The sequence below is a fragment of the Staphylococcus pseudoxylosus genome (genome assembly GCF_044794325.1).
In the GTDB taxonomy this organism is placed as follows: domain Bacteria; phylum Bacillota; class Bacilli; order Staphylococcales; family Staphylococcaceae; genus Staphylococcus; species Staphylococcus pseudoxylosus.
This window is the reverse complement of record NZ_CP085024.1, coordinates 2,881,814-2,891,898: the sequence shown is the minus strand read 5'-3', so window position 1 is coordinate 2,891,898 and position 10,085 is coordinate 2,881,814. Positions and strand designations below refer to the sequence as shown.

General features: G+C 33.2%; 8 protein-coding genes. All 8 read left to right on the top strand.

From position 1 onward, the window contains the following. Window positions 1–734: 734 nt before the first annotated feature. The 8 genes from rpmH (at window position 735) to glpT (ending at window position 9,829) form a co-directional block, all read left to right on the top strand. Window positions 735–872: a 50S ribosomal protein L34 gene (gene rpmH, locus LG295_RS13725; protein ID WP_000240855.1), complete on the top strand. Its 138-nt coding sequence runs from the start codon at window positions 735–737 to the stop codon at window positions 870–872. 158 nt (window positions 873–1,030) lie between these two features. Beyond that, window positions 1,031–1,375: a ribonuclease P protein component gene (gene rnpA, locus LG295_RS13720; RefSeq protein ID WP_107529958.1), complete on the top strand. Its 345-nt coding sequence runs from the start codon at window positions 1,031–1,033 to the stop codon at window positions 1,373–1,375. A 173-nt stretch (window positions 1,376–1,548) separates the two neighbouring features. Next, the gene (mnmE, locus tag LG295_RS13715; protein ID WP_107529980.1) at window positions 1,549–2,928 is read left to right on the top strand and encodes a tRNA uridine-5-carboxymethylaminomethyl(34) synthesis GTPase MnmE; all 1,380 of its coding nucleotides are present in this window, start codon (window positions 1,549–1,551) and stop codon (window positions 2,926–2,928) included. Window positions 2,929–2,943: 15 nt separating this feature from the next. Further along, window positions 2,944–4,821, top strand: a complete 1,878-nt coding sequence (mnmG, locus tag LG295_RS13710; RefSeq protein WP_107529957.1) for a tRNA uridine-5-carboxymethylaminomethyl(34) synthesis enzyme MnmG — start codon at window positions 2,944–2,946, stop codon at window positions 4,819–4,821. 1 nt (window position 4,822) lies between these two features. Beyond that, entirely contained in the window at window positions 4,823–5,542 is a 720-nt protein-coding gene (rsmG, locus tag LG295_RS13705) for a 16S rRNA (guanine(527)-N(7))-methyltransferase RsmG (RefSeq protein ID WP_107557442.1), read from the top strand. A 46-nt stretch (window positions 5,543–5,588) separates the two neighbouring features. Continuing rightward, window positions 5,589–6,425 (top strand): ParB/RepB/Spo0J family partition protein, encoded by an 837-nt coding sequence (locus tag LG295_RS13700; RefSeq protein ID WP_107529955.1) that lies wholly within the window; start codon window positions 5,589–5,591, stop codon window positions 6,423–6,425. A 322-nt stretch (window positions 6,426–6,747) separates the two neighbouring features. Then, on the top strand, window positions 6,748–8,205 hold the full coding sequence (locus LG295_RS13695) for a carbon starvation protein A (protein ID WP_107529954.1): 1,458 nt from the start codon (window positions 6,748–6,750) through the stop codon (window positions 8,203–8,205). A 265-nt stretch (window positions 8,206–8,470) separates the two neighbouring features. Continuing rightward, window positions 8,471–9,829 (top strand): glycerol-3-phosphate transporter, encoded by a 1,359-nt coding sequence (glpT, locus tag LG295_RS13690; protein WP_107557441.1) that lies wholly within the window; start codon window positions 8,471–8,473, stop codon window positions 9,827–9,829. Window positions 9,830–10,085: the final 256 nt, after the last annotated feature.

Below are 10,085 nucleotides of genomic sequence, written 5' to 3'. Positions count from 1 at the left end.
AATAACTAACTCCAACTTTCGTAAATTTTAAAAGTTATACACAAAAGTAACAAGTGTAATTAAAAAGAATCACAGCCTGTTGATAATTATCCACAAGTTACACACAATCGGTGGATAACTAATCTAATTCTATGATTTATACACAGACTTTCACAATATAATTTAATAAATTAAACCCTGTATCTATCAATATCTACATGACTTATCCACACAATTATACTTTTTAACATTAACCTCTGTCAAATGGGTGTGAATATGTTGTTAAATCGTATAGAATCCTGTGAATAATATATAATTTATCCACAAATATGTAATGTTCTACTGTGTATAAGTGGATAATTTTAAGGAATAAACAGTATATCAAATTTTTAGCATTTTGTGGGCTTGGGAAATAATTTATAAAACATGTATGAAAAATGTATAATAGAAATTAGCCATAGATGGCTATGTTCAAAAGAGGGAGTATGATACAATTCAACAACAATATTGAAGTGATAGTTGTTAAGTTTCTTCATTATAAATAGTTAAAGAAATAGTATTATTGCTCTGAAGTTATTTTAGAAGAGCGCTTAAATTGATACTTGCTTTATAAAATATATTTTGTTATATTGTAGTAGTTGCTTGAATTATGACTAGAAATTAATAACAGTTAAATCAAGACTTAAAGGCAGAAACGTATATTAATTTATCTATTATAATAGTATAGAACCGAATAAAGATGGAGGTGTTTTTGCATGGTAAAACGTACTTATCAACCAAATAAACGTAAACATAGTAAAGTTCATGGTTTCAGAAAACGCATGAGCACAAAAAATGGTCGTAAAGTCTTGGCGCGTCGTCGTCGTAAAGGCCGTAAAGTATTATCAGCATAAGATCACTGACTCATCAGTGGTCTTTTTTTTGGTTTTAATTTAGCAAAATGATTAGTGAATACGCTGATTTTAATTGTTGTTTTAAGACAATGACGGATATAGATATAACATATATAGATGTGAATATATGTAATGAATAGATAAGTGAGTGATGTTTGGTGGAGAAAGCGTACCGAATTAAAAAGAATAGTGATTTTCAATTCATTTATAAAAAAGGGAAATCAGTAGCTAATAAACAGTTTGTGGTATATACAAAAGCTAATAAAGAGCTTGAACATTTTCGATTAGGTATTAGTGTTTCTAAAAAGTTAGGTAATGCAGTTGTTAGAAATCGAATTAAGAGAGCAATTAGAGAAAACTTTAAAGTTCATAAGGAAGATATTATACCAATAGAAATTATTGTAATTGCAAGGCAACCAGCAAAACACATGGACACATTACAAATACAAGGTAGCTTAGAACATGTTTTGAAAATAGCGAAAGTTTTTAATAAGCGTATTTGAGTAGGGTAGGGGAGGCTAAAATAAGACTGAAGTAAGCCTAACCTCAGACAAACCTAAGCCTTACTTTTGACGTATTTTTAAATTTTTCGAAACAATATGTTCGCTTTTTAATAGGAAAGTCTTTAAAATATTATAATGACAAAAAATGAGTTCAAAAGGAGGCGAGATGGATGATGGATTTAGATACGATAACGAGTATATCCACGCCAATGGGCGAAGGGGCCATAGGAATCGTACGTTTATCTGGTGTTGATTCAGTAGAAATTGCAGATAAGTTATTTAAGGGTAAAGAAAAGCTTGAAGATGTGGCATCGCATACCATTAATTATGGTCATATCATTGATCCTGAATCAAATGAAGTAGTAGAAGAAGTTATGGTCAGTGTATTAAGAGCACCTAAAACTTTTACAAGAGAAGATATTGTTGAAATAAACTGTCATGGCGGTATTTTGACAATAAATAGGATATTAGAATTAACAATGACCTATGGTGCGCGTATGGCAGAACCGGGTGAATATACGAAACGTGCGTTTTTAAATGGTCGTATTGATTTATCTCAAGCCGAAGCAGTTATGGATTTTATTCGTTCTAAGACCGATCGTGCGTCTAAAGTTGCAATGAATCAAATAGAAGGTCGTTTAAGTGATATGATCAAACGACAGCGACAATCCATTCTCGAAATCCTCGCACAAGTTGAAGTTAACATAGATTATCCAGAATATGATGATGTAGAAGATGCTACAACAGAAGTATTATTGGATAAATCTAATAACATTAAAACTGAAATTAATAAATTACTTGATACAGGTACGCAAGGTAAGATTATGAGAGAAGGATTAGCTACAGTAATAGTTGGTAAACCAAATGTAGGTAAATCATCTATGCTCAATAATCTTATTCAAGATAACAAGGCTATAGTGACCGAAGTACCTGGAACAACAAGAGATACATTAGAAGAATACGTTAATGTAAGAGGCGTACCATTAAGGCTTGTAGACACAGCTGGTATACGTGAGACTGAAGATATAGTAGAACGTATTGGTGTAGAGCGTTCTAGAAAAGCACTTGGCGAAGCGGATTTAATCTTATTTGTACTTAATTATAATGAGCGATTGACTGAAGAAGACCGCAAATTATACGAAGTTATTAAAAATGAAGATGCTATAGTCATCGTAAATAAGATGGACTTAGACAAACAATTGGATCTTGATGAAGTTAAAGAGATGATTGGCGATATGCCATTGATACAAACGTCTATGTTAAAACAAGAAGGCATCGATCAATTAGAAATCCAAATCAGAGATTTATTCTTTGGTGGTGATGTTCAAAATCAAGATATGACATATGTATCGAATTCAAGGCACATCTCGTTATTGAAACAGGCAAGAAATACAATTCAAGATGCTATAGACGCAGCAGAAACAGGCATACCAATGGATATGATACAGATAGACTTAACTAGAACTTGGGAAATTTTAGGTGAAATTATCGGAGAATCCGCAAGTGATGAATTGATTGATCAGTTATTTAGTCAATTCTGCTTAGGAAAATAATAAGGAGGAAAAATTATGGCTCAAGAATATGATGTAATAGTAATAGGAGCCGGGCATGCTGGTATTGAGGCTGGACTTGCTTCAGCGAGACGTGGTGCCAAAACGTTAATGTTAACAATTAACCTAGATAACATCGCGTTTATGCCATGTAACCCATCAGTTGGTGGCCCAGCAAAAGGTATTGTTGTACGTGAAATTGACGCATTAGGCGGTCAAATGGCCAAGACAATTGATAAAACACACATTCAAATGCGCATGTTAAATACTGGTAAAGGACCAGCAGTTAGAGCTTTACGTGCTCAAGCTGATAAAGTGTTATACCAACAAGAAATGAAGAAAGTAATTGAAGATGAAGACAACCTTGATATTATGCAAGGTATGGTGGACGATTTAATGATTGAAGACGATGTAATTAAAGGCGTGCGTACGAATATTGGAACAGAATACTGGGCAGAGGCAGTAATCATCACAACAGGTACGTTTTTACGTGGAGAGATTATACTAGGAAACATGAAGTATTCTAGTGGTCCAAACCACCAGTTACCATCTATTTCACTTGCTGATAACTTAAGAGGCCTTGGATTTGATGTAGTTAGATTCAAAACAGGAACACCGCCACGTGTTAATGCAAAAACAATTGATTACTCTAAAACAGAAATTCAACCAGGCGATGATGTGGGTAGAGCATTTAGTTTTGAAACAACAGAGTATATTTTAGATCAACTACCATGTTGGTTAACATATACAAATGGTGATACACACCAAGTCATTGATGATAATTTACATTTATCAGCTATGTACTCAGGTATGATTAAAGGTACTGGTCCAAGATATTGTCCTTCAATTGAAGATAAGTTTGTTCGTTTCAATGATAAACCGCGTCATCAGTTATTCTTGGAACCAGAAGGTAGAAATACAAATGAAGTTTATGTTCAAGGTTTATCAACAAGTTTACCAGAACATGTACAACGTCAAATGCTAGAAACTATTCCTGGCTTAGAAAAAGCAGACATGATGCGTGCGGGTTACGCAATTGAATATGATGCACTAGTACCTACACAATTATGGCCAACACTTGAAACTAAAAAAATAAAAAACTTATATACAGCTGGTCAAATTAATGGGACTTCTGGTTATGAAGAAGCGGCCGGCCAAGGTATTATGGCAGGTATTAATGCAGCAGCTAGAGTTCAAGGTAAAGAAGAAGTCATATTAAGTCGTTCTGATGCTTATATCGGTGTACTTATAGACGACCTTATTACTAAAGGTACAAATGAACCTTATCGTTTATTAACTTCTCGTGCAGAATATCGTTTACTATTAAGACATGACAATGCTGATTTACGTTTAACTGATTTAGGTTATGAATTGGGTATGGTTTCTGAAGAACGTTATGCACGCTTCAATGAAAAACGCGACATGATTAAAGCAGAACAAGAACGTCTACAAGGCATTCGTGTTAAACCAAATGAACGTGTACAAGCAATTATTGAAGGACAAGGCGGTTCACGTCTAAAAGATGGCATATTAGCTTTAGAATTACTACGCCGCCCAGAAATGACATATGATTTAATCCTTGAGATCTTGGATGAAACACATCAATTACCTTCAGATGTTGAAGAACAAGTTGAAATTCAAACAAAATATGAAGGTTATATCAATAAATCATTACAACAAGTTGAAAAAGTTAAACGTATGGAAGAGAAGAAAATTCCAGAGGATTTAGACTATAGCAAAGTAGATAGTTTAGCTACGGAAGCAAGAGAAAAATTAGCAGAAGTTAAGCCTTTAAATATTGCACAAGCTTCTCGTATTTCAGGTGTGAATCCAGCCGATATTTCAATCTTACTTGTATTTCTTGAACAAGGTAAAATTCAAAGGGTGAATAATTAAAATGAGTGTAACATGGTTAACTAAGCAACTCAGTACACATGGAATTGAACTTTCAGACAAACAACGACAACAGTTTCAAACGTATTATCAAATGCTTGTAGAGTGGAATGAAAAAATGAATCTAACAAGTATTACAGAGGAACATGAAGTATATTTGAAACATTTTTATGATTCAATTGCGGCTAGTTTTTATACGGATTTAACTAAAGAATTAACAATATGTGACATAGGTGCTGGTGCTGGTTTTCCTAGCATTCCTTTAAAAATTATTTTTCCAAATTTAAAAGTTACGATTGTAGATTCATTGAATAAGCGAATACATTTTTTAAACCAATTAGCAGAGGCTTTAGATTTAGAACGTGTCAATTTTGTACATGATCGGGCTGAAACATTTGGTAAGGGAGACTACAGGGAGTCTTATGATATTGTGACTGCACGTGCAGTTGCAAGACTCTCGGTATTAAGTGAATTGTGTATTCCATTAGTTAAAAAAGGTGGGCAATTTATTGCTTTAAAATCTTCTAAAGGTGAAGAAGAATTGGAAGAAGCACGTTTTGGTATAGGTGTCCTAGGTGGTAAAGTTTTGGATACCATTTCATACGAATTACCTGAAAACGCAGGTGAAAGACAGATGATTATCATTGATAAAAGAAGTCAAACACCTAAGAAATATCCAAGAAAACCAGGAACGCCGAATAAGTCACCGTTACTTGAAAAATAGAAAGAATTCAATTCAATACAATTAATTTAGAGGGAGCGCATAATAAATGAAGAAACCTTTTTCTAAATTATTTGGTTTAAAGAACAAAGATGACATTGTTGGTTATATTGAAGAGGATCATAATAACGTTGAATCTATTCATACCGAACGCATTGTGCCAAACCGTTATCAACCGAGACAAGTATTTGAGCCAAATAAGATTAAAGAACTCGCAGAATCTATAGAAGAACATGGTTTGCTACAACCGATTGTAGTACGTCCAATCGAAGAAGATATGTTTGAAATCATCGCTGGTGAGCGTAGATTTAGAGCGTTACAAACACTCAATAAAACACATGCGGATGTAATCATCAGATATTTAGATGATGAAGAAACGGCTGTAGTAGCTTTAATTGAAAATATTCAACGTGAAAATCTATCTGTCATAGAAGAAGCGGAAGCGTATAAGAAGCTATTAGATATTGGTGATACCACGCAGAGTGAATTGGCTAAAAGTGTCGGTAAAAGCCAAAGTTTTATAGCAAATAAATTAAGACTATTAAAACTAGCGCCTAAAGTAATAGAACGTCTACGTGAAAGCAAGATTACAGAGCGTCATGCACGTGCGATGTTAAGTTTATCAGAAGAAGATCAAGTTGACTTGGTCGAAACAGTTATTAGCCAAAAACTAAATGTGAAACAAACAGAAGCACGAGTTAAACAAAAGCTTGGCCCTGAAAAAGTTAAAGCCCGTAGATTTGAATTTGAAAAAGACTTAACTGATGCACGTGAAGCAGTTGGTCAAAGTTTAGAGTCTATTGAAAAAAGTGGTATTAAATTCGAACATCAAGCTAAAGATCACGATGATTACTATGAAATAAAAATTAAATTATATAAATATTAGATTAATAAAGGTCGAGGCATCCATTTGTCTCGACCTTTAACTATTTATTGATTGCTTTTATATTAGTAGGTTTTATATGTTTGTCGTCTGATTTACAACAACAGTATTTTGCAATAATCGAAAACTAGCCATGTAGTTATCTTTGTTAAATTGGGTAATCAATTGGAAAAATTAGGTGAGCATGGATTGTGCTTCATATAATAATATTAAGACTTTCTATGAAACAAATTAGAATAAAAAAATAACGGAATATTGTGAAAAATTACTATTTATGATTAAATTAAGAAAACGCTTTCACGTTATCTTAAGGGGGAATGGTAACATGATTACATTTATAGTTTCTATTATTATACTTATTATTGGGTATTTCACTTATGGGAAGTATATCGATAAAATGTTCGGAACAAAAGAAGAGCGTCCTACGCCAGCTTATCATCAAAGGGATAATGTAGATTATTTACCTATGAAAACATCATCTAATTCACTAATCCAATTATTGAATATTGCAGGAGTTGGTCCTATATTTGGTCCGATTATGGGGGCTTTATATGGTCCAGTAGCATTTATTTGGATTGTTTTTGGCTGTATATTTGCAGGTGCTGTACATGATTATTTAACTGGAATGATTTCGATAAGAAACAAAGGGGCACATTTACCTGAACTTGCAGGTAAATTTTTGGGACAAGTTATGAAACATTTCGTTAATATATTTTCAATTTTATTATTGTTGTTAACTGGTACAGTTTTTGTAACAAGTCCTGCCTTACTTTTACATAATTTAATGGATGGTCGTATTGCTCTAGGTATTATTATATTTGTTATTTTTGTATATTATATACTTTCTACAATTTTACCAATAGATAAAATAATTGGCCGTATATATCCAATATTTGGTGCTTTACTCTTAGTAAGTGCAGTAGGCATTGGCTTCCGTCTTATTCAAACAGGTGCTCCTATTCCTGAGTTAAGTTTGAAGAATATGCATCCGGATGGCGCATCTATTTTTCCATTATTATTCTTTACCATTACTTGTGGCGCATTATCTGGTTTTCATGCGACTCAAACACCTATTATTTCAAGAACAACTAATAAGGAAAAGAATGGTCGTTTCATTTTTTACGGTATGATGATTGCAGAAGGTATTATTGCAATGATATGGGCAGCAGCTGGAATGAGTCTGTTTAATGGCTATAATGGCTTAAATGATGTATTAGCGCGAGGTGAAGCGGCGCTAGTAGTTAGTCAAGCTTCGCATCTATTATTAGGTTCTGTCTTCGGTACAATTGCTGTATTAGGCGTTATCATATTACCGATAACAAGTGGTGATACATCTTTCCGTAGTGCAAGAATGATTATTGCAGATTATTTGAATTATGGACAACGCAGTATTGTAAAAAGAATTATAGTTGCTGCACCATTATTTGTTATAAGTTTTGGGTTAACACAGGTTGACTTCACAGTTTTATGGCGTTATTTCTCTTGGGCTAACCAGACAACGGCTGTAGTGGCATTATGGGTAGGTGCCATGTATTTATTAATTGCGAAAAAGAATTTCTGGGTTGCAGCGATACCAGCTGTATTTATGACTTGGAATATATTTACTTATATTTTAAGCCAGAAAATTGGTTTAGGCTTAGACCTTAATTTAAGCTATATACTCGCATTTGTGTTGACCATATTATGGATTGCTTACTTTGGTTATCAATATAAGAAAATGACGGCCGGTGCTCAATTTGAATTAGATCATCCTATTCCATATCAGCAACAGCAGGTAACGTAATATTAGTCAAAAATTGTATTTAATATTATGAAGATAAATCGTCAATTTATTAAATAGACTAATAACAAAATATTATAATTATTTATAGAAAAAGCGAGCATATGAATTTTTAATTCTCGCTTTTTTAATATCCAACTAATTATAGACGATTATCTATTTTATAAAAATCTGCAAAACTCCTTGCTATATTTTACTTTTGAATATAATATAATGATGATATTTTATAAATCATATATCAAAAGTATATTAAGTCAGGAGTGATTCAATGTTTAAATTTTTGAAACCAGCAAAGCATATAGAACCTTTGCCAAAGGATCAAGTTGATGACACTTATAAGAAACTACGTTTTCAAGTGTTCTTAGGTATCTTCATAGGCTATGCAGGTTATTATTTATTACGGAAAAACTTTTCATTAGCGATGCCATCATTAATCGAGGACGGCTTCAGTAAAGGTGAACTTGGTATTGCGCTTTCAGCCATTTCGATTGCTTATGGTTTTAGTAAGTTTGTAATGGGTACCATTAGTGATCGAAGTAATGCGCGAATATTTTTAACTTTAGGTTTAATACTAACAGCGATTGTAAATTTATTACTTGGTTTTGTGCCTTTCTTTACATCAAGTATTACAATTATGTTTGTATTACTATTTTTAAATGGATGGTTCCAAGGTATGGGATGGCCACCTTCAGGTCGTGTGCTTGTCCATTGGTATAGTGTTAGTGAACGTGGTAGTAAGACTTCAATATGGAATGTAGCTCATAATGTTGGTGGCGGGTTAATGGCTCCTATAGCGACATGGGGTATTTCCATGACAGCACTATATAATTTTGGTTATTTAAAAGGTTTTGAAGGCGTATTTATTTATCCAGCAATATTAGCCATCATTATTGCGATTATTTCATACTGTTTAATTAGAGATACACCTCAATCACAAGGTTTGCCACCAATTGAACATTATAATAATGATTATTCCACATCATCTAAGCAAACATTAGAAACAGAACTGACAACGAAAGAAATTTTATTCAAATATGTCCTGAATAATAAATGGGTTTGGGCAATCGCTTTTGCTAATATATTTGTCTATTTTGTACGTTATGGTGTGTTAGATTGGGCGCCTACATATTTAAGTGAAGAGAAACAGTTTAACCTAAGTGAATCAGGTTGGGCTTACTTTCTATATGAATGGGCAGGTATTCCAGGCACGTTATTATGTGGTTATTTATCTGATAAATTATTTAAAGGACGCCGTGGTCCAGCAGGGTTCTTCTTTATGTTAGGTGTAACAATATTTGTACTTATATATTGGTTAAACCCTCCAGGCAATGCTTGGTTAGATAATGTTTCACTTGTTGCCATTGGATTTCTTATCTACGGACCTGTAATGTTAATTGGCTTACAGGCATTAGATTATGTTCCTAAGAAAGCAGCTGGAACTGCAGCAGGGTTAACAGGATTGTTTGGTTATTTATTTGGAGCTGTAATGGCTAATATCGTATTAGGATTTGTCGTGCAACATTTTGGTTGGGACATTGGCTTTGTACTATTAACTGTTATTAGTATTTTAGCAATGCTTAGCTTCATACTAACATGGAACAAACGTGGTCAAGAAGAACTACATTAATTGAGTTAGCCGTGTCAATCATTTAATTGTATAAAGGTGAATGAATTTTTAACTACTGAATCTATACAGTTACCAAAAATAAGTAATTAAATGATTACTTAATATCTAAATATATGATTATCGTGAGGGCGAGCATATGGAACTTTACTGGTTTCAATCTCGCCCTTTTTGCTTATTCCGTCTAGAGGAAGTCTTGAAAAGCTGTCATAATAGCATGTAAAAGTATTTAGACAAACAAAATTATGCAGATGTTAAA

Coding starts and splice junctions, on each gene's coding strand:
- LG295_RS13700 (WP_107529955.1), top strand. CDS start 5,589: ATGAAGAAACCTTTTTCTAAATTATTTGGTTTAAAGAACAAAGATGAC.
- LG295_RS13695 (WP_107529954.1), top strand. CDS start 6,748: ATGATTACATTTATAGTTTCTATTATTATACTTATTATTGGGTATTTC.
- mnmG (WP_107529957.1), top strand. CDS start 2,944: ATGGCTCAAGAATATGATGTAATAGTAATAGGAGCCGGGCATGCTGGT.
- rpmH (WP_000240855.1), top strand. CDS start 735: ATGGTAAAACGTACTTATCAACCAAATAAACGTAAACATAGTAAAGTT.
- rsmG (WP_107557442.1), top strand. CDS start 4,823: ATGAGTGTAACATGGTTAACTAAGCAACTCAGTACACATGGAATTGAA.
- glpT (WP_107557441.1), top strand. CDS start 8,471: ATGTTTAAATTTTTGAAACCAGCAAAGCATATAGAACCTTTGCCAAAG.
- mnmE (WP_107529980.1), top strand. CDS start 1,549: ATGGATTTAGATACGATAACGAGTATATCCACGCCAATGGGCGAAGGG.